At 68.6% G+C, this 24,230-nt stretch carries 23 protein-coding genes and 2 pseudogenes; 18 read left to right on the forward strand and 7 right to left on the reverse strand.

Annotation, left to right across the window (positions count from 1 at the left end):
- Nucleotides 1–115: 115 nt before the first annotated feature.
- Together ABZW03_RS06435 and ABZW03_RS06440 are read right to left on the reverse strand one after the other, a co-directional pair.
- Nucleotides 116–2,686 carry an ATP-dependent Clp protease ATP-binding subunit gene (locus ABZW03_RS06435; protein WP_355253181.1) on the reverse strand — a complete coding sequence of 857 codons (2,571 nt, stop codon included), beginning with the start codon at nucleotides 2,684–2,686 and terminating at the stop codon, nucleotides 116–118.
- 155 nt (nucleotides 2,687–2,841) lie between these two features.
- Nucleotides 2,842–3,546, reverse strand: a complete 705-nt coding sequence (locus ABZW03_RS06440; RefSeq protein ID WP_355253129.1) for a VIT family protein — start codon at nucleotides 3,544–3,546, stop codon at nucleotides 2,842–2,844.
- Between the two features lie 166 nt (nucleotides 3,547–3,712).
- Here ABZW03_RS06440 and ABZW03_RS06445 point away from each other — a divergent pair, with 166 nt between their 5' ends.
- Nucleotides 3,713–5,401, forward strand: a complete 1,689-nt coding sequence (locus tag ABZW03_RS06445; RefSeq protein WP_355253132.1) for an HNH endonuclease signature motif containing protein — start codon at nucleotides 3,713–3,715, stop codon at nucleotides 5,399–5,401.
- A 139-nt stretch (nucleotides 5,402–5,540) separates the two neighbouring features.
- On the opposite strand, the gene ABZW03_RS06450 is transcribed toward ABZW03_RS06445, so the two are convergent.
- Both ABZW03_RS06450 and ABZW03_RS06455 read right to left on the reverse strand, forming a co-directional pair.
- On the reverse strand, nucleotides 5,541–7,268 hold the full coding sequence (locus tag ABZW03_RS06450; RefSeq protein ID WP_355253184.1) for a DUF262 domain-containing protein: 1,728 nt from the start codon (nucleotides 7,266–7,268) through the stop codon (nucleotides 5,541–5,543).
- Nucleotides 7,269–7,294: 26 nt separating this feature from the next.
- Nucleotides 7,295–8,053 carry a serine/threonine-protein kinase gene (locus ABZW03_RS06455; protein ID WP_355253135.1) on the reverse strand — a complete coding sequence of 253 codons (759 nt, stop codon included), beginning with the start codon at nucleotides 8,051–8,053 and terminating at the stop codon, nucleotides 7,295–7,297.
- Between the two features lie 756 nt (nucleotides 8,054–8,809).
- On the opposite strand from ABZW03_RS06455, the gene ABZW03_RS06460 reads away from it, so the two are divergent.
- A complete protein-coding gene (locus ABZW03_RS06460) occupies nucleotides 8,810–10,090 on the forward strand; it encodes an AAA family ATPase (protein ID WP_355253138.1) in 1,281 nt (426 codons plus the stop codon).
- Nucleotides 10,091–10,258: 168 nt separating this feature from the next.
- Nucleotides 10,259–10,846 carry an HNH endonuclease gene (locus ABZW03_RS06465; protein ID WP_355253140.1) on the forward strand — a complete coding sequence of 196 codons (588 nt, stop codon included), beginning with the start codon at nucleotides 10,259–10,261 and terminating at the stop codon, nucleotides 10,844–10,846.
- Between the two features lie 416 nt (nucleotides 10,847–11,262).
- Here ABZW03_RS06465 and ABZW03_RS06470 read toward each other — a convergent pair whose 3' ends face one another.
- Nucleotides 11,263–11,742, reverse strand: coding sequence for an NUDIX domain-containing protein (locus tag ABZW03_RS06470; protein ID WP_355253187.1), 480 nt, complete (start codon nucleotides 11,740–11,742; stop codon nucleotides 11,263–11,265).
- A gap of 17 nt (nucleotides 11,743–11,759) precedes the next feature.
- Between ABZW03_RS06470 and ABZW03_RS06475 the strand changes: the two genes are divergently transcribed.
- From ABZW03_RS06475 to ABZW03_RS06545, 15 genes and pseudogenes are all read left to right on the forward strand, one after another.
- Nucleotides 11,760–12,539: a GntR family transcriptional regulator gene (locus ABZW03_RS06475; RefSeq protein ID WP_355253143.1), complete on the forward strand. Its 780-nt coding sequence runs from the start codon at nucleotides 11,760–11,762 to the stop codon at nucleotides 12,537–12,539.
- Nucleotides 12,540–12,677: 138 nt separating this feature from the next.
- Nucleotides 12,678–13,019: a hypothetical protein gene (locus tag ABZW03_RS06480; protein ID WP_355253190.1), complete on the forward strand. Its 342-nt coding sequence runs from the start codon at nucleotides 12,678–12,680 to the stop codon at nucleotides 13,017–13,019.
- Nucleotides 13,020–13,024: 5 nt separating this feature from the next.
- A complete protein-coding gene (locus tag ABZW03_RS06485) occupies nucleotides 13,025–14,404 on the forward strand; it encodes an FtsK/SpoIIIE domain-containing protein (RefSeq protein ID WP_355253145.1) in 1,380 nt (459 codons plus the stop codon).
- A 75-nt stretch (nucleotides 14,405–14,479) separates the two neighbouring features.
- Nucleotides 14,480–15,105: pseudogene (locus ABZW03_RS06490) on the forward strand (DUF2637 domain-containing protein).
- Nucleotides 15,106–15,122: 17 nt separating this feature from the next.
- Complete coding sequence (locus ABZW03_RS06495) at nucleotides 15,123–15,314, forward strand: mobile element transfer protein (RefSeq protein WP_355253148.1); 192 nt, start codon at nucleotides 15,123–15,125, stop codon at nucleotides 15,312–15,314.
- A gap of 15 nt (nucleotides 15,315–15,329) precedes the next feature.
- Nucleotides 15,330–15,533 carry a hypothetical protein gene (locus ABZW03_RS06500; RefSeq protein ID WP_355253151.1) on the forward strand — a complete coding sequence of 68 codons (204 nt, stop codon included), beginning with the start codon at nucleotides 15,330–15,332 and terminating at the stop codon, nucleotides 15,531–15,533.
- Complete coding sequence (locus ABZW03_RS06505) at nucleotides 15,530–16,066, forward strand: hypothetical protein (protein WP_355253154.1); 537 nt, start codon at nucleotides 15,530–15,532, stop codon at nucleotides 16,064–16,066. The genes ABZW03_RS06500 and ABZW03_RS06505 overlap by 4 nt, the downstream gene beginning before the upstream one ends.
- 77 nt (nucleotides 16,067–16,143) lie before the next feature.
- Nucleotides 16,144–16,686, forward strand: coding sequence for a GGDEF domain-containing protein (locus tag ABZW03_RS06510; RefSeq protein ID WP_355253157.1), 543 nt, complete (start codon nucleotides 16,144–16,146; stop codon nucleotides 16,684–16,686).
- A gap of 93 nt (nucleotides 16,687–16,779) precedes the next feature.
- The gene (locus ABZW03_RS06515) at nucleotides 16,780–16,971 is read left to right on the forward strand and encodes a hypothetical protein (protein WP_355253159.1); all 192 of its coding nucleotides are present in this window, start codon (nucleotides 16,780–16,782) and stop codon (nucleotides 16,969–16,971) included.
- Nucleotides 16,972–17,020: 49 nt separating this feature from the next.
- Nucleotides 17,021–18,393, forward strand: a pseudogene (repSA, locus tag ABZW03_RS06520) (replication initiator protein RepSA).
- On the forward strand, nucleotides 18,390–18,608 hold the full coding sequence (locus ABZW03_RS06525; protein WP_355253162.1) for an excisionase family DNA-binding protein: 219 nt from the start codon (nucleotides 18,390–18,392) through the stop codon (nucleotides 18,606–18,608). Before repSA ends, ABZW03_RS06525 begins: the two are co-directional and overlap by 4 nt.
- A complete protein-coding gene (locus ABZW03_RS06530; RefSeq protein ID WP_355253165.1) occupies nucleotides 18,608–19,771 on the forward strand; it encodes a tyrosine-type recombinase/integrase in 1,164 nt (387 codons plus the stop codon). The genes ABZW03_RS06525 and ABZW03_RS06530 overlap by 1 nt, the downstream gene beginning before the upstream one ends.
- A 227-nt stretch (nucleotides 19,772–19,998) precedes the next feature.
- Nucleotides 19,999–20,691, forward strand: a complete 693-nt coding sequence (locus tag ABZW03_RS06535) for a hypothetical protein (protein ID WP_355253167.1) — start codon at nucleotides 19,999–20,001, stop codon at nucleotides 20,689–20,691.
- A gap of 391 nt (nucleotides 20,692–21,082) precedes the next feature.
- The gene (locus ABZW03_RS06540; RefSeq protein WP_355253170.1) at nucleotides 21,083–21,517 is read left to right on the forward strand and encodes a GntR family transcriptional regulator; all 435 of its coding nucleotides are present in this window, start codon (nucleotides 21,083–21,085) and stop codon (nucleotides 21,515–21,517) included.
- Nucleotides 21,518–21,545: 28 nt separating this feature from the next.
- Nucleotides 21,546–22,091 carry an HD domain-containing protein gene (locus tag ABZW03_RS06545; protein ID WP_355253172.1) on the forward strand — a complete coding sequence of 182 codons (546 nt, stop codon included), beginning with the start codon at nucleotides 21,546–21,548 and terminating at the stop codon, nucleotides 22,089–22,091.
- Here the strand turns inward: ABZW03_RS06545 and ABZW03_RS06550 are convergent.
- Both ABZW03_RS06550 and ABZW03_RS06555 read right to left on the reverse strand, forming a co-directional pair.
- On the reverse strand, nucleotides 22,088–22,561 hold the full coding sequence (locus tag ABZW03_RS06550; RefSeq protein WP_355253175.1) for an NUDIX domain-containing protein: 474 nt from the start codon (nucleotides 22,559–22,561) through the stop codon (nucleotides 22,088–22,090). The two genes, ABZW03_RS06545 and ABZW03_RS06550, sit on opposite strands and share 4 nt — an antisense overlap.
- Nucleotides 22,558–23,331, reverse strand: coding sequence for a helix-turn-helix transcriptional regulator (locus ABZW03_RS06555; protein WP_355253178.1), 774 nt, complete (start codon nucleotides 23,329–23,331; stop codon nucleotides 22,558–22,560). The genes ABZW03_RS06550 and ABZW03_RS06555 overlap by 4 nt, the downstream gene beginning before the upstream one ends.
- Nucleotides 23,332–24,230: the final 899 nt, after the last annotated feature.

The raw sequence follows: 24,230 nt of genomic DNA on the forward strand, positions 1-24,230 counted from the left end.
TCCACCCGTGGCGTTCGGGCGTACTCCCGCTGGAGTACGCCCGAACCTGGAAACGCCTACGCGTGGAGGCGCCCGCACCGGAGACGCACCGCGAAGACGCCGCCCCGGTCTGCCGTCAGCCCTCCGCGGCAGCCCCGGAAGCCCGGGCCTGGGCCTTCGCCTCCGCCTCGTCGAAGGTCGCCGACGCCTCCGGCCGTGCCAGCGTGACCACCAGCTCCCCGTCGCTCACGTCCGCGATCAGCGTGTCCCCCTCCCGCACCGACCCGTCCAGCAGCAGGTTGGAGATCCGGTTGTCCAGCTCCGACTGGATCGTCCGGCGCAGCGGCCGGGCCCCGAACTCCGGCTGGTAGCCCCGGTTGACCAGGTACTCCTTGGCCGCCTCGGTGACGTCCAGCCGGACGTCCTGGGCCCGCAGCCGGCGCCGGCTGCGCTCCAGCAGCAGGTCCACCACCGACAGCAGGTCCTTGCGGGTGAGCGCGTGGAAGACGATCACCTCGTCGATCCGGTTGAGGAACTCCGGCCGGAACTGCCGGCGCAGGTCGCGCATCAGGTCGTCGCGCAGTGCTGCATCAGGAGCTCCGCTCCGGGCGTCCAGGTTCCCCGCGTGGTCCAGGATCCGCTGCGAGCCGATGTTGCTGGTCATGATCACCACGGTGTTGCGGAAGTCGACCGTACGCCCCTGGGAGTCGGTCAGCCGCCCGTCGTCCAACACCTGGAGCAGCAGGTTGAAGACGTCCGGGTGGGCCTTCTCCACCTCGTCGAAGAGCAGCACGCTGTACGGCTTGCGGCGCACCGCCTCGGTCAGCTGCCCCGCCTCCTCGTAGCCGACGTACCCGGGCGGGGAGCCGACCAGCCGGGAGACGGTGTGCTTCTCCTGGAACTCGCTCATGTCGAAGCGGATCATCCGGTCCGGGTCGCCGAACAGCAGCGCCGCCAGCGCCTTCGCCAGCTCGGTCTTGCCGACGCCGGTCGGCCCGAGGAAGAGGAAGGAGCCGGTCGGCCGCTCCGGGTCGCCCATCCCGGCCCGGCCGCGGCGCACCGCCTGGGCGACGGCGGTGACCGCCTCGTCCTGGCCGATCACCTTCTCGTGCAGGTGCTCCTCCAGCTTGAGCAGCCGCTCCTTCTCGGTCGCGTTCAGCTCCGCGACCGGGATGCCGGTCCGGGAGGAGAGCACCTGCGCGATGTCGTCGGCCGTCACGTCGACGACCTCCTCGCGGGCCTCGGCGGTCGCCGCCAGCTCGTCCTCGGTCTGCCGCAGCTCGGTCTTCAGGTTGGCGGCCCGGACGAACTCCTCGTCCGCGACGGCCTCGTCCAGCTCGCGCTTCAGCTTGGTGATCCGGTCCTGCACCGCGGACGCCTCGGTGGAGCCGCTCAGGCTGCGCAGCCGGACCCGGGCACCGGCCTGGTCCAGCAGGTCGATCGCCTTGTCGGGCAGGAAGCGGTCGCTGACGTACCGGTCCGAGAGCGCGGCCGCCGCGTCCAGCGCCTCGTCGGTGAACCGCACCTGGTGGTGGGCCTCGTACGCGTCGCGCAGCCCGTGGAGGATCTCGATCGTCTCCTCGACGCTCGGCTCGGGCACCAGCACCGGCTGGAAGCGGCGCTCCAGCGCGGCGTCCTTCTCCACGTGCTTGCGGTACTCGTCCAGGGTGGTCGCGCCGACCACGCTCAACTCACCGCGCGCGAGCGCCGGTTTGAGGATGTTGCCGGCGTCCATCGAGCCCTCGCCGCCGCCACCCGCGCCGACCACGGTGTGCAGCTCGTCCAGGAACAGGATCACGCTCTTCTCGGCCGCGGTGACCTCGTCGATCACGTTCTTCAGCCGCTCCTCGAACTCGCCCCGGTACTTGGAGCCGGCCACCAGCGCGGTCAGGTCGAGGGTGACCACCCGCTTCTCCCGGAGGCTCTGCGGCACGTCCCCGGAGACGATCCGCTGGGCCAGGCCCTCGACGATCGCGGTCTTGCCGACGCCCGGCTCGCCGATCAGCACCGGGTTGTTCTTGGTCCGCCGGGAGAGGATCTCGACGGTCTGCTCGATCTCCTCGGCCCGCCCGACCACCGGGTCCAGCCGACCCGAGCGCGCCTCCTCGGTGAGGTCGCGCCCGTACTCGTCCAGCGTCGGCGTCTCGCTCGGGTGCGCGCCCGTGCTGCTGCGCTCGCCGCCGGTGCCGCGCCCCTCCAGCACCGACTTCAGCGCCTCCTGCGAGGGCGCCGCGTTGCGCAGCGCCACCCCGGCGCCCGAGCGCTCCTGGTCGAGCAGCGCGCCGAGGATGTGCTCCGGGCCGATGTACGAGGCGCCGACCGCCTGCGAGCGGGCGTGCGCGGCGAGCAGCGCGCGCTTGGCCGAGGGGGTGAGCGCCGGCTGGCCGTCCACCGTGTCGGAGGTGCCGGTCGGCAGGGCGTGCTCCAGGTCGCCGGAGAGCCGGTCCGGGTCGATGCCGGCCCGTTCCAGCATCCGGCGCGAGGGGTCCACCCGGGTGGCCGCCCAGGCCAGGTGCGCGGTGTCGAGGTCGCTGGAGCCGTCCTCGGCGGCCCGCTGCGCGGCCAGCGCGAGCAGTTCCTGCGAGGACTCGCTGAGCAGCCGCCCGATCGGCACCCGCTGCACGGCGGGCGGGGACGCCATCGGGCTCATCCCGAAGAACCGGCTGAGCAGGTCGGAGAACGGATCGTTCGATCCGAACGGGGGCATGGTCACGGCGGTTCACCTCTCCCAAGCGGTTTGCAGCCACACAAACACAGGCCGCACCGGCTCGCCTGTCGAGCGGCCTGCTCCCCCGGTCGTACGGCCAGGTGTCCGCGTCCTCCGCGACCTGCTTCCCCGGTCGTACGGCCAGGCGTCCGCGTTCACCCGGTGACCTGCTCCAGCAGCACACCACCGCTGTACGTCACCGCCATCGCCAGCAGCCCGCCCACGACGTTGCGCAGGACCGCCCGGGCCGGACCGGCCCCGCCCAGCCGCGCGCTCGCCCAGCCCGACAGGGTCAGTGCGGCCACCACCGCCACCGCCGTGACCAGCAGCCGCCACGACTCCGGCGGCAGCAGCACCGCCAGCAGCGGCACCAGCGCCCCCAGCGTGAACGCCGCCGCGCTGGCCAGCGCCGCCTCCCAGGGGTTGGTCAACACGTCCGGGTCGATGCCGAGTTCGGTCTGCGCGTGGGCGGCCAGCGCGTCCCGCTCGGTGAGCGCCGTCGCCACCTCCCGGGCCAGGTCGTCCTCCAGGCCACTGCCCCGGTAGTAGTCGGTGAGCTCGTCGAGCTCCCCCTCCGGGTCCTCCGCGAGCTCCCGCCGCTCCTGCGCCAACGCGGCCCGCTCGGTGTCCCGTTGGGTGCTGACCGAGACGTACTCGCCCGCCGCCATCGACATCGCCCCCGCCAGCAGCCCGGCCACCCCGGCCGCGAGCAGCGCCGTCCGGGAACCCGCCGCGCCCGCCACACCCGTCACCAGACCGGCCGTCGACACCACGCCGTCATTGGCCCCGAGCACGGCCGCCCGCAGCCAGTTCAGGCGCGAGGAGAGCTCCGCCCGCGATCCCCCGACCTGCTCAGCCATCCGCCCACCGCTCTCAGGGGTCCGACCGGTCCCCCCGATCCTCGCCCGCCGCCCCCGGCCCCGCCACCCGCCGCCCCCGCTCGGACGAGGTCCAACGAGGTCCAGCGGGGGCCGAGGTACCCGATCGATACGGGGCAGTGTCACTGGGGTGCTCTACCGTTCCCTCATGGAGATCGGTGGCATCACGCGCTCAGGCATCCTGCAGGCGATCGCAGAACACGACCGGCTCGGGGAGGAACTCTTCCGCACCACCTACGGATACCGCGCCGTTTCGCCTCATCTACTCGTTCACGAGGGCCGCCACTACGACTCCAAGGCCATCGCCGGAGTGGCCCACCTCTTCGACTGTGGAGAGGCGCTCAAGCAGGGCCAGTTCAGCGGTGATCGGGCGCAGGCGCTGAACTGGCTGGAGCGCGAAGGCTTCGTCCTGTCGAAGCCTCCCAGGACGTTCCTCCGGCGCGTCGGGAGCCTCCGACCGACCACCCGCAAGAACGAGCCGCCTTCGCACCGCCCGCTGTTGGTCCTGTGGGCCATCGGTCAAGCACTGGCCGGCGCCCCCCGTGAGCGGTCGTGGACGGAGACGCGCGCCGCGTTTGCCCCACTCCTGGAGAAGTACGGCGAGGTTGGGAACGGCGCACGGGCCGCCCATGTCCCATTCGCGGCGCTCGTCGGCGACGACTTGTGGGAGATCGAACAGACCGAATCCCACGAGGAAGCCAGCCGGTCCAAGCGCCGTCGCCTGACCCTCGGCGTGCTCGACCGGCTCAACCCCAAAGCAGGCCTCCCAGAGGCGGATCACCAGCTGATCACGGCCCAGCCCGAGGTGGCTGCAGAAGCCGCAGCAGGGCTCATCCTGCGGTACTTCTACCCGCTACCGGAGGAGTTCCTGGAAGACCTCGGCCTGCACGGGCTCCTCACCAACCGGTGGGCCGACTCTCTCCGGCCACTCATCGGGGAGAAGTTCGAGAAGCGCGAAGCCATCTGGCACTCCTACGGCGGACAACGGATGGCCGGCATCGGCAGCCTCGGCGATGGCATCCTCAGCACCTTCTCCAAGGACAAGGGTCCCTACGCCGACGGCCGCCTCGTCGACTCCGACTGGATCGCCTACGTCGGCGACGGCCTGAAGGGCGATCAACGACTCGTCGACGGGAACAAGGCCCTGGCTGAGCACCAGACCGCTCAGCGCCCGCTCCGCTACTGGCACAAGCCCCTCGAAGGCGACTTCAGCTTCGAGACGTGGGCCGTGGTCGTCCAGCGCCGACTCCGCTGGGGGCAGGGAGTGGACAAGGAATGGCGCCGCGAATTCGTCTGGATCCTCGCGCCCGTGCCCTCCCCGCTGCGCGCAACGTGGCCGCACGACGTCGAGGAAGCTCTTGCCAACGACACTGGGGAACTCTACGACGAGACGACGGAGTACCAGCCAGGAGACGTCGACTCAACTGCTCGGCGCACCGACGAGAGCGATGCGGACGCGTACCGCCGTCTGACCGCTGCCGCGGAGTCCCACAGCACCCGGCGAAAAGGGGCCAAGCGCCCCTCCAAGGTCGACCGCCACGTGCGCAACACGAGTGCCCGAGCAGCGGTGATACGCCGGAGCGGCGGCCGCTGCGAGAACCCCCGCTGCGCCGGCCACCCGACGGAGCTCACCACGGCCGGCGAGCCGATCCTGCAGGTCGACCACGTCCACGACCTGAGCAAAGGCGGCCCAGACGTACCGTCGAACATGATCGCGCTGTGCCCCAACTGCCACGCTCTCAAGACCTACGGACAGCACCAGGAAGAGCTGCGCCGGGAGCTCAAGAAGACAGCCCAGTTCCTCCACAACACGGCACTCGCCAACTCGACGTCCTGAGGACGACCAACCCCACCCCGCCAGGTACGAGGGGCCGGTTCGCAAGGATCACCGCGCGAACCGGCCCCGCCCGACTGGACGCCGCAGCTTCAACCGCAGTTGCAGCTCCAACCGCAGCTGACCTGGCCGCGCCTCGGCCTCACGGTTCGCCGACCTCCGAATCCATCACGACCGACTGTCCGGTCACGTCTTCGACCGCCTCAAGGACGAGAGAAAGTCGCTCCTGCAGGAAGTCCGCGTAGTCAGCGCTGCGGAACCCGTACCCCTCCTCCACGTTCACCAGGTGCGACTCCAGCGTCTCCAGGAGCCTCTTCTGAGCCGTGGCGTCCTGGGCCTCCACGTATTCCTGGATCGAACGGCCCTTGATGGACCGGCGCGTCTCACCGTCCACCATGATCCTGTTGAGGATGAGATCCGCGCTGGGCTCGCTGGCGTTGCGCTGCAGCCACACCTTCGGGAAGACCTGGACGGTTTCCAGCTTCGCCTCGGACAGTCGGATGTTGGAGACCGCCTGGGCCGACTGGAAGTCCTTGGCCCCGCGCTGAACGAGGAGGGACATCACTCCGCGGTAGAGCGCCTTCCGATTCGCCCGGGCACTCAACAGATCGGCGTCCGTGAGGTCGAAGTCCTTCACGGCCTCCGGCTCCTGGGCGCTCGGGTCGACCACCCAATCCTTGAGCAGCTTGTAGTCCGCACCGACCTGACTATTGGCACCCTGGTCGAAGTTCTTTGTGAAGACGGAACACCAGTAGTACTGGAGCAGTCTCTCGCGCGCCCGAGCCTGTTGCTGAGGACGCAGGCTACGCAGCTCTGACCAGATGGCCGCCATCGGCACGAGCAGCATCCCGTACGGCAGCCACTGGGGCGATATCACGCCGCACTCGCGCTTGAGCACGTCCAGCACATCAGCGGCCGCCGTGATGGAATCGTCCCAGAACTGCTTCAACTCGTCAGACGTCAACTTGCCCAGGATGTCGGCGCGTTGGGCTGACCCGCGGGCCTGCAGCGAGATCGCCTGGAGGAGGTTGTAGGGATCGACATCGAATTCGACCAGGATCGGGTGCTCCTCCTGCCCACGCTCCCACCACTCGCGCAAGCGGGCGCCGGACGGATAGAACTTGGCAGTGAGGAGTTCGAACGCCCCGAGCGGTTTCGCCGTCTTGTTGAGAGTCTCGAAGATGTTGCAGACCGCGAGCAGGGAGGTACTCTCCGGGAGGTCGACAACGGGGAACGGATAGGACTCGAGGGGCTGCAGGTATCCCTCCCGCAGCTGGTGCAGCGTCTCCTCCAGGAGGTCCTGCCGCTCCCTGTCCTCAACCACGGCGCGGGAGAGGGCTCTGAAAGACTTCCTAAGCTCGTGAAAGCTCGAGAGGGGAAAGGTCCCGTTCGCCAGCTGCCATTCCTCGTCCAGCGGGTTGAACCTCAGCCTGCCGCGGGTGTCGTACGCCACGATGGCGGTTTCGAGTTCCACTTCTTCGAGGGGCCGCAAGCTGTAGTTGCTCTCATCGATGAACGGCCACACCTTGATGAAGAACTGGTACTCGCCCTTCCCGGAGAGGGCGTGGTAGAGCGAGGTCAACCGCTGCTGCCCGTCGAGCACTAGCCGGCGCGGCTCGATCCCGTTGCTCTCCGGAGCCTCCTCGAAGGGCCGCGAGTCGAACCTGTGGGAGGAGCTCTGCTCCCAGGTCAGCAGCGTTCCGGCCGGGTAGCGCAGGATGATGGACTTGATGAGCTCGACGGTCCGCTTCGGCTCCCAGACGAAGCTCCGCTGGAAATTGGGGAGCGCGAGCGATCCGTCGTGTATCGAGCGGATAAGCGACCCGACGGTCTCGGGGTTCGTCTTGAAAACCGGGTCTTCCTTGAACATTGAGGTCACGCCTTCTCCTTGCCTCGTCAGTCGGTGAGCAATGCGGCCAGGCCGGCTCGAAACTCCGCCACGGTCTGTGGGCGATGCTCCGGGTACTCCGCAATACCCCGGCATAGAAATCCGTGCAGCTTCTCCGGGGTCTCCTCGATCCGAGCGTACGGGTAGGGGAGCTGCCAGGTGAGGAGGTGAATGAGGATCTTCGTCAAGGAGAATATGTCGGCGGCGAAGGTCGCCCCGTGCGCATCGTCGTACTGTTCCGGCGCCGCATAGGCGACGGTCCCGACGAGCCGGTTCTTCTCGGTGATGACCGCACTCTTCGAATCGATTCGACGGCAGAGGCCGAAATCGGACACCATCCACTTTCCGTCGAGCGACAGGATGTTGTTGGGCTTCAGGTCCCTGTGCACCACGCCGTTCTCGTGCGCGTGCTCGACCGCGGCCAGCACCTCGTTCATCACCGACACGACCCAGGACACGGGCCTCGGCGGGCCCTCCAGGCACTTCTGCAACGAGCCATCGGCCAACGGCATGGCGTACCAGGGCGGAGCCGCATTGGTCGCGCAGGCGAGCACGGGCATGATTCCCTCGTGACTCAGTCCGCTCTGACTGTCCACTTCACGCAAGAAACGTTTCTTCTGTTTCGCGCGCTCCTCACGGGACGAACCCGGCTCGTAGGCCAAGTACTTCAGGGCAACCAAGCCCTCGCTACGGCCAACGGCCTCCGCCTTCCAGACAACACCTTGACCGCCCTTGTCCAGCGCCGCCAGCTTCTTGAACCGTGCCATGCTCGTTCGAAAGCACCCATGATCAGCCCTGGCCCCAACGATGATCGGGATGGCTCACCCGAAGATCGTCCACCCACCTTGGACCATGCGGCGTGCCATTGGATAGGCCAACCGATGCGCTATCCAGCTGAGACCGGCGCCGGCGGACCCGGGTTGCAGTCAGCCGAGCATGCCAGAGGCCCCCAGCCGAGATCGACTGGGGGCCTCTGTACGGTGGGCGCGGACGGTTTCGAACCGCCGACATCTGCTTTGTAAGCCTTAGCGTGCGCCACCTTCCCTGACCTGCGCCGCACCTGGCCTGCCAGTTCCCCAGTCACCGCACCACCGGCGCCCGCGGCTGACTGCCATGTACCTCCCGATCTGGCACGCCTGTGGCACACGGCCCGCGAGCCATGTTGTCGACCGTCGCGACCGACTTACCCGCAACTCGACTGGCTTCGGGGGAACTGCGGTGACCTAGTCCAACCAAGGTGAGTGTCTTGCGGGGCTACGGCAGACATCCTGGCTGCAGCAGCCGGCAACTGCGACAGGCGACACGTAGACCCAGCTGAGGCCCATAAAGCTGTCTCTCCGAGACCTCGGTCAGGAAGGCACACCTCAGAGGCCCCTCACCCGGCGAAGCACACCAAGCGTCATGCGCTCAGCACAGCGTGGCCGCGAGGGTTCTGGACTGTGCTCATGGCGCTGCGAGAGGATGAGCCTGCGGCTTCGCCCGCGCCGAGCAAATGCTGCCCCATGTGACTTGACAGGTGATCGATGTATATCAAGCGCCTAGTACTGAAGAACATCAAGGGATTCGAGCACGCCGATCTTGATTTCTGCGAAGATGGCGAAAAATATGCAGGATGGTGCGTTATCACTGGAGATAACGGATCAGGAAAAACCGCCCTCCTGAAGTCCATCGCGCTCTCCCTCCTCGGACCCAGTGATGCCAGGGCTTTGATCCCAGATCTTCGCGGGTGGGTGACCGAAGGTTTCAGCTCAGGCACAATTTCACTTGAGATCAAGCCAAATCACGAATATGACAAGAGCTCCAAAGGCGGATTTCCCATCCAGAGCACTTTCTGGGCTGAGGTCGAATTCGAGCGGGAGCACAACGCTTGGACAATGTCGCCCGCCGACGTCTTCCGAAACAAGAAAAAAGGCGCAGTCAACGGCCCTTGGGCACCCGGAACAGCCGGATGGTTTACGCTCGGATACGGCCCTTTCAGGAGGCTTTACGGAAGCTCTCCGGAGGCACAGCGCCTCATGGTAATCCCCGGGCGAATCCCGCGATTTGCAACCCTTTTCAAGGAAGATGCAACGCTCAGCGAATGCGAGCAGTGGGTAAAGCAGCTCAACTACAAAAAGCTCGAAGCGAAAAACACTGAAAGCGTCGAGAGCATCACCCTTGCCAATCTCCTAAAAATCCTTGGAGACAACTTCCTCCGCGAGGGGGTTCAAATTGACGAGGTAAACTCCGACGGCATATGGCTGACGGATTTCGCAAATCGGAGAATGCCACTTTCTGACATGAGCGAGGGATATCGATCCGCCCTAGCCATGCTAATTGATATCTTCAGGCACATGGTTGAAGTTTATGGTCCATCCGACATCGTGAGAATGAATGAGGATGGGGTTCATTATGTCAATCGCCCGGGCGTAGTTGTGATTGACGAAGTGGATTCACATCTCCACCCGGCATGGCAGCGAGAGATTGGATTCTGGCTTAAGCAGCACTTCCCTCTTGTTCAGTTCATTGTCACCACGCATAGCCCATTGGTATGCCAGGCTGCCGACAATGGTCGCATCTATCACATCCCTCAGCCCGGCCATGGGCAGCCATTCATGCTTGCCGACGAGGACTATGTCAAGGTGATCGCCGGAAAGCCTGACGAAATCCTCCTGACTCCCGCTTTTGGCCTTAGGAACACACGATCCCCACGAGCAGTCACAGCTCGTACACGACGAGCCAGGCTTAAGGCCAAGGAAATGGCAGGAGCAAATTTGGCTCCGGAGGAACAGCGGGAACTTGAGCAGCTCCAGCTCTTTATCTGAAGGCTGGTCACGATGAGAAGTGTAGTACGGGAGGCGCTTCCTATCGCTTCGCGAATTGAGCTACATAAGCGGAGCAAGAAGGTTTCAAACTACGATGAGTCGCGCGCTGAGTGGGACAGGTACCGAGGTACAGTCGCGGCAAGTCGAGTTGTTCAGATTCTGGCACACATGTCTGGAGCCAGGAAGAGATGCGCATATTGCGTAGACTCTCGATCGGCCGACGTCGATCACTTTCATCCAATTAAACTGGATTATCGGCTGGCATTTCGGTGGTCAAACCTGATTCTCATCTGCCCCGAGTGCAACAGGAGCAAGGGGGCGAGGTTTCCCCTTGACAGTAACGGACAGCCTCTACTCGTAGATCCCACAAGAACCGACCCGTGGTGCCATCTCGTACTCGACATCGATACGGGGATAATAGCACCACGCTTTAACGGGAATTCCTTCGATCAAATAGGCGAGGCCACGCTAGAAACGATTGGACCGATAAATGACGAAGCCACCTCCGAGCGGCGAAGGCGGGCCGTTGAGAATTATATAGAACTGTTTGAATCGGCCGCCACCCATGGCGACACCAGCGAATTACGCCGATCAATGGTGAAGGTTATAAAGTATGACGACTTTGGGCTCGCATCTTGGTTTTCCAAATGGGATGGGTCAAAACTTCCCCCACTTAGGGAAGTGAGGTCGCTAAAGCCAGACCTCTGGAGGCGATTCTGCTCTCTGGCCTGTCGGCAAACCACAAATTCGCTGTAGCTGCAGGACCACGGCAACAAGGGCGGTGGAGCGGTTTTGGCCGTTGTCCTGTCTGGTCTGGGGTCGAGCATGATCGGGGGGCCGTAAGCTGTTGCGACTCGGTCAGGGCTTTTGGGCCTGACCGCAATTTGGCCGAGTGGCCCCCCGGTCTTGCTCGACGCGGGTCCCGGTCCGGAGAGGTGGGTAAAACCGCGGAGCCGCCCGCCCCAGCCCCCGCAGGTTCTGACCTCAGCCTCCCTGGCGCCTGGCCGCTCTGCGCGGCCGGCCGCCGCCGGAGCGGGGCGAAGACAGGAGCGGCGGCGAGCGGCTGGGCCGCGCGCTGGCGCGCCGCGCGCGCCCTTGATGAAGTAGAGAAAGTCGTAACAACTCCCTCCCGCACCCCACCTCATCGTTAAAATTCTAACGACCGTCAGGGCTCAGCTGGCAGCCTGTTCCCCAAGCAACTGCCGGCCGTCGTGGGTCCGGATGCTCGGGACCGCATCGCTCCGGAGGGCGTCCAGCACACGCACGGCGAAGACCTCGCCCATGCGGTCCTCGATCTCGGCCGGGGTGAGCCAGTCGACCGCCGTCGACTCGTCGGAGAGTTGCTCGGTGCCGCCTTCGGGATGGCAGCGGAAGACCAGGGCGACGACCCCGCGCGTCACGTTCTTGTAGACGCCGGTGAGCCGTTCGACGCTCACCTTGATGCCGGTCTCCTCGAAGATCTCGCGGCGCACGCCGTCCTCGACAGTCTCCGTCAGCTCCAGCACTCCGCCCGGTGGCTCCCAGGTGCCGTTGTCAGCGCGGCGGATCGCCAGGACCCGGCCGTCCTCGCGCACGACCGCCCCCGCCACGGACACGGAGTGGAGCGGCGTTGAAACTTCTCGCACGGGGCTGGTACTCATATAGAGGAGAATAGGAGTCTTACAGGACTATGACGAGTGACGACGTGGCCTCCTCGGCCAAGGCGAAGTACCTGCAGATCGCGGACGACCTCGCCGCCCAGATCAAATCGGGGACGCTCGCCCCCGGTGCGGCCGTGCCCAGCGAGGCCGAGCTGACGCAGCGCTACGGCGTCGCCTCCGGCACCGTCCGGAAGGCCATCGCGGAGCTGCGGACCTCCCAGCTGATCGAGACGCACCACGGCCGCGGCTCCTTCGTCCGATCCCGGCCGCCGGTGCAGCGGAAGTCCTCGGACCGGTTCCGCCGGGCCCACCGGAACGCCGGAAAGGCCGCTTACCTCGCTGAGGCCGAGGTGTCCGGCGGCGTCCCGTCCGTGACCGTGCTGTTCGTCGGCCCCGCCGAAGCTCCCCCGGAGATCGCCGAGCGCCTGGACGTGCCCGCCGGCGCCCAGGTACTTGCCCACAAGCGCCGGTACTTCCGCGACGGGGTGCCGACCGAGGAAGCGACGTCGTACCTGCCGTGGGACGTGGTCAAGGACATCCCCGAGGTATTCGCCGAGAACCCCGGTGGCGGCGGTATCTACGCCCGGCTGGAGGAGCACGGCCACGTCCTCGCGGAGTTCGTCGAGACGGTGCGGGCCCGGCTCGCGACCAAGCCCGAGACCGCCGCGCTGGCGCTGAGCCCCGGCTCGCCGGTGATCCACCTCGTTCGTGACGCCCTCACCGCGGCCGGCCGCGTGGTCGAGGTCTGCGACACCGTCATGGCCGCTGACCAGTTCGTTTTGGACTACAGGTTCGCCGCGCGCGACTGACGCTCGTTCAACTCCCTCGGCCCGTCGCAGGATTCTTTCTCGCGGCGGGTTGACTCATGTACAGGAGTACGTCACTCTTCTACTCATCACTCCTGTACATGAGTGCAGGAGATCACCTCTTCTAGAGGAGAAGCAGCCATGGTTGTATTCAAGGTCGACACCTCCACCGCGTTCGTGTTCGTCGCCGTCCCGCCGGCGCCGAAGGTGGTGAACCGCCAGACCGGTGAGATCGCGGTCGACAAGGAGACGGGTGCCCGGATGATGACCGTCGGGCTGACGATCGCGGGCGACGGTGAGGCCAACCTCTACACCGTGTCCGTGCCGGAGACCGGGATCTCGGACGGGCTGGGCGTCGGTATGCCGGTCGCGCTGACCGGGCTGAAGGCGCGGGACTGGGAGAACGAGTTCAACGGCCAGAAGCGGCACGGGATCTCGTTCCGCGCGGCGGCGGTCACCTCGCTCGTTCCGGTTCAGGGCTGACGGCCGTGTCCTCGGGGGTTCAGCTCCTCACCGAGGTTGCTGCTCCGGTCGCCGCCGTCGCGGGTGGGGCCGCGCTCGCTCGGGCCAAGGCCCCGGCGCTGTACTGGTCGGCGATCGGTCTGCCGGTCACGGCGGCACGGCTGTCCGCGACCTACGGCAGCACCATGGACGCCTGCGGGCTGACCGTCCCGCCCTCGCGGCTGCGGGTGCTGGTGACCCGGGCGACCAGCCGCCGGGAGATCCGGCCGATCCCGCCGCGCATCCGTCGGGCCCCCCCGACCACGACCGGGCTGCGGCTCCGCCTCCGGCTGGCGCCGGGCCAGGAGCCGGCCGACGTCGCCGCTTCGGCGGAACGGCTGCGGCACGCCTGGGGTGTGCACAGCGTGCATGTGATCGTCGTCCGCCCGGGTGTGGTGGAGCTTCGGATGACCGGCTTCGACGTGCTCAGGCGGGTGCGGATGCCGCGCCGTCGACCGGCCGGGGCGCTGGCCGTGCCGGTGGCGATGAGGGAGGACGGGACGGCGTTCGTCCGCGACTACCTGGCCGTGCCGCACGCGCTCACGCTCGGCACCACGCTGTCCGGCAAGTCCGTCTACATGCGCAACCTGATCAGCGGACTCGCCCGGTTGGACGTGGCGCTGGTCGGGATCGACTGCAAGCGCGGTGTCGAACAGGCCCCGTTCGCTCCGCGGCTGTCGGCGCTCGCCACCGATCCGCAATCGGCCGGCGGTCTGCTCGACGCGCTGGTGGAGGTGATGGAGGAGCGCTACGACCTGCTCCGCGACCGCCAGGGGCTCGCCGGGTCAGTGGCCTCGCACGAGATCGCCTCGGACATCTGGGGCCTACCGCCGAAGCTGCGGCCGGTGCCGGTGGTCCTCCTCCTGGACGAGGTGGCGGAGCTGTTCATGGTCGCCACCCGCAAGGACGAGGAACGGCGGGACCACATGGTCACCCAGCTGATCCGACTGGCTCAACTCGGCCGGGGCGCCGGGATCTTCGTGGAGGCGTGCGGTCAGCGCTTCGGCTCGGAACTGGGCAAGGGCGCGACCATGCTCCGCGCCCAACTGTCGGGCCGGGTGGTCCACCGGGTCAACGACCGCCCGACGGCCGAGATGGGCCTCGCGGACGTCTCGCCGGAGGCGACGCAGATCGCGCCGGACATGCCGGGTGTCGCGGTCGCCGGGGACTCCTCGGGCGGCTGGTCCCGAATCCGCACTCCGGACCTGTCCCTCGCCCGCGCGGCCGAGATCTGCCACGCCAACGCGTACCGCACTCCGACGCTGGCGGGCCTGGAGCACTTCCGGCCGGTCGTCCCGCCGGTCCTGGTCGTCCCGCCGATGCCCTCGGCGCCGCCGCGCTTCGCCGCGGCCCCGTCCGCCGAGTAGCGCACCCGCTCCCCCATCGGCGCATCGCGCCATGTCCCTACCCCGCCATGTCCGAATCCCGGAAGGGGACCGACTGTGCGTCTGCCCCGCCCCGACGCCGTACTGATCCAGGCCGCCATCGCCGGCGCCCTTTCCTTCGCCCACCTGCAGGACCTGGCCGCAGCGGCCGGGCAGCACGACTGGAAGGCCTGGGCCTACCCGGTCTCCGTCGATCTGCTGCTCGTCGCCGCGTGGCGCAGGATGCGGATGCTCCGCGCCGCCGGCGAACCGGCCCGCGCTGCCTGGACCTGGTTCGCCATCGCCCTGGTCGCCTCGCTCGGCGGAACGTGACCACCGCCGGGCTGCTCGATCTCGGCAACGTCCCGACCTGGCTCCGCATCCTCGTCGCCGGTTGGCCCGCCCTCGCGTTCTTCGGCGGCACCCTGCTGGCCCACGGCAACGGGGAGCCTGCCACCAGCCCGGCCGTCGTCGACGACGCGCCGCTGCCCGTCGCTGAGGAGTTGCCCAGCCTCTCACCCGCACCGGTGCCGGCCCCCGCACCGCCGAGCCCCGTTCTCCCCGCCGCGCTGGTCGACCACGCCCGCAAGGTCGCCGACGACCACCGCGCCCGCACCGGCGAGCCGATCGACACCGACACCCTGGGCGCCCGCCTCGGCGTCCCGCCGCAGCTGGCGTCCGCCATCGCCGTCCAGCTCGCCTGATCCGACAGGAGGCCCGCATGCCCCGCCCGATCCGCCCCCGCAACGTGATCCGCATCGGCCCGGTCCACGTCGCCACCTTCTACGACGGCCGCGGCCGGGAGAGACACAGCGCCGTCTGCACCTCCCCGCGCTGCGGCTTCTCCGCCGAGTACGACTCGCGCGCCGCCGCCGAGATCGCCGCCCGCACCCACCGCTGCACCGTCCGCTGACAGGAGCCCCCTGCCATGTCCGTCACCCTGCCCGTGGTCCTCGTTCTCGGCATCGCCGCGTGGGCCGCCATCCGCTTCCTCGGCGTCCGGCTCTGGGTCGCCGTCGTGATCGGCCTCTTCGGCTTCTACCTCGCCGACACCTTCGTCGCCCCGCTGATCGACGGCACCGCGCGCACCGGCGTCCAGGTCGTCAACGACACCCAGCGGGACAAGCCGTGAGCACCGCCCTCCTGCTGCCTCGCTCCCTCGCGCTCACACCCGAGGGCGCCGCCCTGGTCGCCGAGATCGAGCGCTACCTCGCCCAACTGGCCACCACCGCAACGCCGGCCGTGCCGTACGTCTGCCCGCTCGGCTCCACGGTCCAGCCCTGGAACTCCGGCTTCCCCGTGCCCCGCCCGACCCTGCTGGACCGCCTCGCCCACCGCCCCGCCCGCCCGGTCCCGGTGACCGTGGCCGACCACCTCCGGCTCGCCTCCCGCTACATCTCCGCCTTCGGCTGGCTCCAGGGCGCGCTGTGGGACTCCGCCGGCCGGGTCTGCCTCCTCGGCGCCCAGGCCGCCGTCCTCGTCCACGGCTACGGCACCCCGGACACCGCGGCCTGGGCCCGCGCCCAGGTCATGGAAGTCCTGCACGCCACCGGACGCCCGGTCAGCTCGCCGGACCAGTACAACGACCGACCCACCACCCGGCAGGCGGACGTCCACCTCCTGCTCGACCGGGCCGCCGCGCGCACACAGTCCCTCGGCCTCTGACCGATCCCGGGGCGGACAAAGCCGCCAAGCATCCCACCGCCCCGGGGTCCGCAACCCGCACCGGAAGGACCCCGCACATGGACCTCACCCCGATCCTCGCCGTGGCCGGCGTCCCGCTCGTCGGCTGGAGCGCCCACGGCACCTGGCTCCACCGCCGACTCGCCCACGCCCGCCGCGACCCGCTGACCGGCCTGCTCACCCGCGACGGCTTCACCGCCCGCGCCGAACGTCTGATCCGCTCGCACGCCGAGCACGTGACCGTCCTCCTAGTCGACCTGGACGACTTCAAGGCGGTCAACGACACCCACGGCCACGCCGCCGGGGACGCCGTCCTCGCCGCCACCGCCGCCCGGCTCACCCGTTGGTGCGGCTCCCACGGCCTGGCCGCCCGCCTCGGCGGGGACGAGTTCGCCGCCATCGTCCTCGACTCCGCCCACCGTCTGGACGACCTGCGCGCCGCACTGCACGAACCGGTCCCGTTCGCCGGCGCCCTGCTCCCGGTCGGGGCCTCCGTCGGCGCCTCGCACCCGGCCGCGCTCCTGCTCACCGAAGCGCTGTCCGCGGCCGGCCGCGACATGTACGCCCGCAAGCCCGACCGCCGTACCGCGCGCCGCCGCTGACCAGCCCCGGGGCGGCAAAAGCCGCCAAGCATCCCGCCGCCCCGGAGCCCGCAACCCCTTCCCGAACCGAAGCCCACGAAGGAGAGCACCATCATGCCCCAGCACCACCACGCCCCGGCCCGGATCACCCGCGTCTGCCCCGACTGCAACGGCTTCGCCCGCGCCGCCGTCGCCACCGGAACCCGCCTCCCGGACGGCACCCGCACCACCCTCCACACCTCCTGCCGCACCTGCGAGGGCACCGTCACCGTCACCCGCCACACCGCCGCCGCGGCTCAGCTCTGAGGTGACCCGCTTGCCCATCACCACCCAGGTCGTCCCGGACCGGCTCGCTCTGGCAGACCTCGCCAGGCTCGCCGCCCGGGGCGACCTGCCCCAGCTGACCGAGCAGATCCGCCGCACCGGAGGCTGCGCCAACCCCATCCACCTCCAGGGCTTCCGAACCCTCACCCACGGCCCGACCGGCGCCGTCTGGCACCGCTACTCGACCGACCACGAACCCGGCCACCGGCTCAAGGTCGCCTGCGGCAACCGCCGCGCTTCCCGCTGCCCGTCCTGCGCGCGCACCTACGCCGCCGACACCTACCACCTCATCCGTGCCGGACTCGCCGGGGACCAGGCCAAGGGAGTGCCGGCCACCGTCCGCTCGCACCCCCGGGTCTTCGCGACCCTCACCGCCCCGTCCTTCGGCCCGGTCCACAACCGCCCGGACTCCGGGGCCTGCCGCTGCGGCACCGCCCACCCCACCGGGTCACCGCTCCTGGGCACCCCGCTCGACCCCGACACCTACGACTACGCCCACGCCGTGCTCTGGAACAACCACGCCCCCGACCTGTGGCGGCGCTTCACCATCTACCTGTTCCGCACCATGGCCAAGCTGTCCGGGCTCACCCAGAGGGACTTCAAGGAGCGCGCGAAGATCTCCTTCGGCAAGGTCGCCGAGTACCAGCGCCGCGGCGCCGTCCACTTCCACGCCGTCATCCGCGTCGACGGCCCCGAGGGACCCGACACCCCACCGCCCGCCTGGGCCACCCTCGCCCTGCTCAACGCGTCGATCCGCGCCGCCGCCCGCCGCGCCGGCGTCCCGCTCGCCGCCGCCGGGGGCCAACCCGCCCGCGTCCTCCAGTGGGGCACCCAGGTCGACGTCCGCCCGATCGGCGCCTTCGCCACCGGCGAGATCAGCGAACAGGCCGTGGCCTCCTACGTCGCCAAGTACGCCACCAAGTCCGCCGAGACCACCGACTCCGTGGACCGCCGGATCCTGGAGCGCCACGAACTCGACCGCCACGACCTCCCGGCCCACACCCGCCGCCTGATCGAAGCCTGCTGGGACCTCGATCCGCACTACCCGGACCGCCTCCTCGCCCACTGGTCCCACATGCTCGGCTTCCGAGGCCACTTCTCCTCCAAGTCGCCCACCTACTCGACCACCCTCGGCGCCCTCCGCCAGGCCCGCACCGACCACCGCGCCGAACAGGCCCGCCAGGAACTGCGCGAGCAGCTGCTCGCCGCCGGCCTCCCGGACCTCGACGACCTGGCCGACGCCGAAACCCTCGTCCTCGCCCACTGGACCTACGCCGGGTCCGGCAACACCCCGGCGAGTCCATGCTCGCCGCCGCCGTCGCCCGCGAACTGCACGAACGCCACACCGCCGACCGCCAGGAACTGCGCGCCCAACTCGCGCGGGAAGAGGGGGACAACGCATGAACCGCCTGCTGACGGTCAAGGAAGCCGCCGAGATGCTCGGCACCTGGGAGACCAGCGGGGAACGCTTCCCCCGCCGCCTGGTCGCCGAGCGGCGCATCACCTTCGTCAAGGTCGGCCGCCACGTCCGCATCCCCGAGGACGCTCTCGCCGCCTACGTCGCCGAGCGCACCGTCCAGCCGGTCAGCCGGACCCGTCGGCTGCGGAGGGCCGCTTGATGGCCAACGCCAAGGGAAGCCGCCGGCGCTTCGGGTCGCTCCGTCAGCTGCCCTCCGGGCGCTGGCAGATCCGCTACCCGGACCCGGTCACCGGGCTGACGCGCAAGGGTGAGGAGACCTACCCGACCAAGACCGATGCCGAGATCGCGCTCACGCTCATCGAGGCAGACATCCAGCGCGACAAGTGGACCGACCCCGACGCCGGGAAGGCCAAGCTCAGCGACTTCGCCGCCACCTGGCTGCGGGACCGCAAGCTGGAGGAGAGCACCCGCGAGCGGTACGCCATCACGCTCCGCCAGTACATCCAGCCCGGCCTGGGCCACCGGACGCTCGCCGAGATCACCCCGGCCCAGGTGCGCTCCTGGCGGTCCGCGCTGCTGGAGGGCGGGGTCGGCGAGCCCTCGGTGGCCAAGGCGTACCAACTGCTGCGGGCCATCATGAACACCGCCCTCGACGACGAACTGATCCAGCGCAACCCGTGCCGGATCAAGGGCGCCGACACCTACGACGTGCCGGAGCGCCCCGTCCTCTCCGTCACCGAGGTGTTCGCCGTCGCCGACGCCATCGGTCCGCGTTGGCGGGCCCTGGTGCTGCTGACCGCCTTCACCACCCTGCGGTTCGGTGAACTGGCCGCACTCCGCCGGCGGGACGTCGACCTCACGAACCGGCTCGTCCGGGTCCAGCGCAACCAGGCCGAGCTGAACAGCGGGCGCCTCTACGACAAGGCCCCCAAGAGCCGCGCGGGCTTCCGGCCCGTGGCCTTCCCCGCCGAGATCGTCGACGACCTGGCCCACCACCTCGACCGCTACGCCGGCCCCGGCCCAGACGGCCACCTGTTCATCGGGCCCCGCGGCGGCAAGCTCCGCCGGAGCAACTTCCGGGACGACTGGATCCGCGCCCGCACCGCGGCCGGGGTGAGTGAGGATGCCCACTTCCACGACCTGCGGCACACCGGAAACACCCTCGCCTCACAGAACGGGGCCAGCACCCGGGAGCTCATGACCAGGATGGGCCACAGCAGCACCCGGACCGCGCTCATCTACCAGCACATGACCAGCGACCGGGACCGCGCCATCGCCGACCGGATGGACGAAGCTGTCCGCCAGGCACTCGGCGGGGAACTGCCGGCATCGGGCGCGCGAGGGATCGCGTGGGACCAGTAGGAGCCCAGAAACGATCGAGGGCCGGTTCGGAGGGTCAGCCTCCGAACCGGCCCGTCGTGTGGGCGGGCATAAACCCTTCGGACCGCCGAGCCCCGTCCCGGCCTCTCTCTGGTGGCCAACATCCATGACGACAGCGAAGGGCCACACCAAGCATCGAAAATGAGCCCGTCCTTGTGTCGGGCCATGGGAAGCTGAACGACCGCAAAGCTCGGGGAGGGGATGCATCAGTGGTCGAGACGACATCTGGACAGCACGAGAGTGCCGTCGATCAGTACGTGCTTGAACACAGCGAACCTTATTTCTTCAGCCGCTATGGGCGTGTGGAGTTCATCGTCTTCGAGCAGCACTTGGCATCTCTCGCCTGGCTGCACAGGAAGGTGGGCGAGGCCGTCGACCAGGAGACGACGGCGTTGTCGACCCTCCGAAAGAGCGGTGAGCACAGAGTCCCTGGTTGGGAAGCCGAGAGCGACATGGTGCTCGATGACTCCCTGTCCGTCCTTGACACCGACACTCGACAGATCGGCGCCGGGATCATCATCGTGTCGGCGGCTGCAGCCCTTGAAGCGCTGATGAACGAGATCCTGTGCGACCCGGCGGACCGCCGGGTCCGCAAAGCTGGGCTGGCCCGAAAGGCCGAAGTACTGGCCGAGCGTTGGCAGGGTGAAGGCGATCTGGCGGATTTCGCCGAGCACATCTCGTGGCTAAAGGTCCGGCGGAACGCATTCGCTCATCGCCTCATTGCTGACGATGAGGACTCCAAGCAATGCTCGTGGATCTTCGACGACGACATGGCGGAGGAAGCCCTGGAACGGCTCGGTCTCGTTGCGGAGACCTTGGAGGAGATCTGGGAGCAGCGGCTCAGGCCCCAGGGCTCAGATGCCACTCACGATGACGCCGTGCGGCAGGCCCCGGTGAGCTGAGGCCCTCCCCGGAGGAATCTGGCACGGGGATGGCACGGGAGGAGTAGGACCCCGGGAACGATCAAGGGCCAGTTCGGGAGGATGCTGCCTCCGAACTGGCCCTTCTCTGCTGTGGGCGCGGACGGTTTCGAACCGCCGACATCTGCTTTGTAAGTTCGATCGGGCGGTAACCGTAGCTGCACACGCCCGTGATCGCGGCTCGGCGGTGATCCACCTGAATGCCGGTGGGGTTGCCGGTGTCCGCTGTCGTTGATGTCAGAAGCTGATGTCGCAGCCGGGTGAGATCACCCCAGCTCACCGCAGGCATGGGGCAGGCTGCCGCCGAGGCTGGCAACCTGCCCCCGGGATCGTCCATCCTGTCTAGGTATCCACCTATGGAAGGAGCGGCCCAGTGCCCGAGCGGAGCCCGCGCGGTACGTACTTGCGGATTGCCGACGCGTTGCGCGCCGAGATCAGCGGAGACTCCACCATGACGTCGCTTCCATCGGAAGCCGACCTGATGAAGGAGCATGACGTCGCCCGCACCACCGTGAAGCGCGCCCTCGACGTCCTCTCGGCCGAGGGCTTGATTCGATCGCAGCCCGGTGTCGGGTGGCTCGTTGTCGGAGCCGAGCCCAAGGTCCCGGTACTCAACCAGCTCGCTGCCCTGGTTCACGAACTCGGCGTCGACGCCGACTTCCCGTCCGAGAAGGAACTCACCGAGAAGACTGGTGCCGCACGGGGCACCGTCCGGCGCGCCCTTGCCCAGCTGGAGGGGGCCGGCGTTCTCGAAGTACGTCACGGGAAGGGGCGGCGTGTCCGCGCACTTCCCGCCAATCACTCCTGACCACAGCCACCTAGGAGCGGATGCCATCGTGTGGGCCTACGACCTCGCCGAGTCCCTGCTGTCCACCGACCTCCCCCGCCGCTGGGCCCACTCCAAGGGAGTGGCCGGCCGGGCGCGTACCCTGGCCGGGATCCTCGGCCCGGACTCCGAGCTGCTGGAGTCCGCGGCCGTCCTGCACGACGTCGGTTACTCGCCGCGGATCGTCGACACGGGGTTCCACCCGCTCGACGGCGCCCGCTTCCTCCGCTCTGAGGACGTGGACGAGCGCGTCGTACGGCTGGTCGCCCACCACTCGTGCGCGCTGCTCGAAGCCGAGGAGCGCGGCCTGCGCCGCGAGCTGGAGGCGGAGTTCCCGCTGGAGGAACCCCACCTGGTGGACGCGCTGATCTACTGCGACATGACCACCACGCCGGATGGCACGCCGACGACGACGCCCGACCGGGTCGCCGAGATCGTCGGCCGGTACGGCCCCGACAGCATCGTCGGCCGCTTCATCCGCCGCGCCGAGCCGGAGATCGACGCTGCGGCCCGTCGGGTCGAGGGCCGCCTGCTGGAGTCGGGCCCCGCCTCCTAACCGATGTAGGGCTCGGTGCGGCTGACGTCCAGACCATGCTTGATCCGCAGCCGCATGGACGGGTGAATGTCCAGGTCGTTGAGGTCCGCAGGGTCCACCCAGCGGACCTCTTTCGACTCCGAACTCGTCCGGAGGGTGCCGCCGACCGGCCGGGCCCTGAAGCAGATCGAGAACTGTTGCCGGACCTCGCCATCGTCGTAGGCCATGACGTGCCCGGGGTCTGTGTAGAGACCGACAACGGAGGCGACCTCGACGTCGACCCCGGTCTCCTCCCGCACCTCGCGGATCACCGTGTCCGCCACGGACTCCCCGATGTCGTGGCCGCCCCCGGGCAGGGCCCACAGATCGTTGTCCGTCTTGTGGATCAGCAGCAGCCGACCCTCGGCATCCGTCACCACCGCAGTGACGGACGGCACGACGGAGTTCGCCGGCGGGGCGGTCGGGTCATGGAAGTAGTCGATTCGGCTCACGCTGCGCTCTCACTTTCGAGTCGGGACGACGTGATGGTCCGGGAACTCTCCCAGATCCGCTCGATGCTCGCCGCGTACGTGCTGAACAGCTCGCCACCGGGCACCTGCGAGAGGTGCAGGACCGGCGCCAAGTAGGCCCCGACGCCGTAGACGTGCCCGTTCACGAGCAGGTCGTCGTCGGCGCGGTAGAGCGAGTTGTAGAGCGTGGTCGAGTGGAGCCGGAACTCGACTCCCGGGACGCCGAACAGCGGCGCGTAGTTGGCCAGCGCGTTGCGGATCTTGCCCGCCATCGCGGGCCCGATGCCTTCGTCCTCTCCCCGCTGGGCCACGCCAGCGCAGTCGGGATCGCCCAGCATGAGCCGCACCGGCACGCCTGCCTGTGCCTTCTCCCGGACGAGCCTGAAGAACAGCGGGTCCTCCGAGAGCCAGAAGCCTGCGTAGACCGCCAGGTCGAAGTTCCGCTCGGCCTTGGCATAGAGCGACGTCCACAGCTCCTTCGGGACGACCGCACGATGCGGGTACAGCTTCACCAGCTCGGCCCGGCCGGCCTCAGCCGTAGCGCCGCTGGTCCGTTCATCCGACCAGAGCTCCGACAGGTCTCGCTGCAACAGGTTGGCGAGCGCGTACTGGAAACGCCGATACGGCCGGCGCTCGTCCTTCGCCTCGACCCACCGCTCGACGGTCCGTGAGCTCACACCGAGCCGTTCCGCGATCTGTTCGATCTTCAGCCCACTCGCGAGGATCGCTCCCCGCAGTCTCTCATTGGCCATCTCGCCCTCCCCTGGACGAACTTGCGGCGCTTGGACGATCCGGGACGACTTGACGGTAGCGAAGCCGGACCAGAGCCGTCCAGGCGCGCCGTGGTCCGACAGGCCCAGAGAGCCGAATCTAGTGATGCGCGGTCGGGAATCTCCGACCGAACCAAGCGAAGGACTTGACGAAGCGTCGGCTTCTCGGCATCGTAAGAGACATGTTCAACATGTCTCGCATGGCGAGGCGGGGGAACTGCCGGCCCTTCTTTGGGCTGCCCTGAGCTGCGCAAACGAGCCCGGAGGGCGGTGTGACAGCCGTCTGAAGGAAGCGCTCGTTCCTTGAGAACTGAACAGTGATCGTGCGGGACCGACGCGAGGGCGGCGGTCGCGGCAGGCGCCTAGGTTGAGAAACCGGGGGCGAACCGCCGTGATGAACGAAGCCCTCCCCCTACGCAGTGGCATGCCACCCCTACCGGGGTGTGGGGAAGGACAGCGGGGTCCCAACGCACGTGGCGGGATGAGACAGACCGCCCCCGTGGCGACCGGGTGATGTCGCCGGCGGCAGCGAGCCACGCAGCACCCCGATCCCGGGGTGCGCCGCCCTGCTGGTGCTGAGCAGAGAGGAAGCACCGGACCAGGCCCGAGAGACCTGACGCCCGTAGGACGGGCAACCCCCAAACCGCCAGCCCCTGCTGGGGCTTCGACCCGAGGAGGGCGCGCCTATGGGCATGCGCCTGAGCTGTATCCGGCCCCGCCGCTGACCAGCGGGCGGGGCTCACCGCTTCCGGTCGCTTACCAGCGATCACGGTCCCCGGCGCGTACCGGCCGTCCTGGACGGCTTCTGGGTGCGCGTCGGGTTCCGCGGCTGCTCGTGAACGACGAGAAGCCGAGCCCGCACAAGCGGGCCGCCGCGCTCC

This window comes from Kitasatospora sp. NPDC004799 (assembly GCF_040609095.1).
Lineage (GTDB): Bacteria > Actinomycetota > Actinomycetes > Streptomycetales > Streptomycetaceae > Kitasatospora.